The organism is Actinoalloteichus spitiensis RMV-1378 (assembly GCF_000239155.1).
GTDB lineage: Bacteria > Actinomycetota > Actinomycetes > Mycobacteriales > Pseudonocardiaceae > Actinoalloteichus_B > Actinoalloteichus_B spitiensis.
The window spans coordinates 1-339 of the sequence record NZ_AGVX02000854.1 but is presented as its reverse complement, the minus strand read 5'-3'; the positions used below and the strand labels follow the sequence as shown (position 1 = coordinate 339).

Here is a 339-nt window from a genome sequence, read left to right as displayed (position 1 = left end):
GACCGGGCGGCGTTACCAGCCCCGGAGTTCCAGCCCTCCCAGGGCTACGTGGCACCCCGCACCGAGGTGGAGCAGGTGCTGTGCGAGGTGTGGGCTGAGGTACTGCGGTTGGACCGGGTCGGGGTGACCGACAACTTCTTCGAGCTGGGTGGCGACTCGATCCTGAGCATCCAGGTCGTCTCCAGGGCCCGTCGCGCCGGCCTGTCCACCCTCTCCACCCGGGACATGTTCCAACGCCAGACCATCACCGACCTCGCGGCCGGCCTGGACCTGGCACCCGAGGAGGACACCACACCGGTGCCGCGGGGTCCGGTGTCGGGCCCGGTGGAACCAACCCCG

1 protein-coding gene is annotated in these 339 nt (G+C 70.5%); it reads left to right on the top strand.

Going from position 1 to position 339, the window contains the following annotated elements; translation table 11 throughout:
* Nucleotides 1–339, top strand: a 339-nt coding sequence (locus ACTIDRAF_RS31535; RefSeq protein WP_039789918.1) for a phosphopantetheine-binding protein, incomplete at both ends; no start/stop codon positions are given.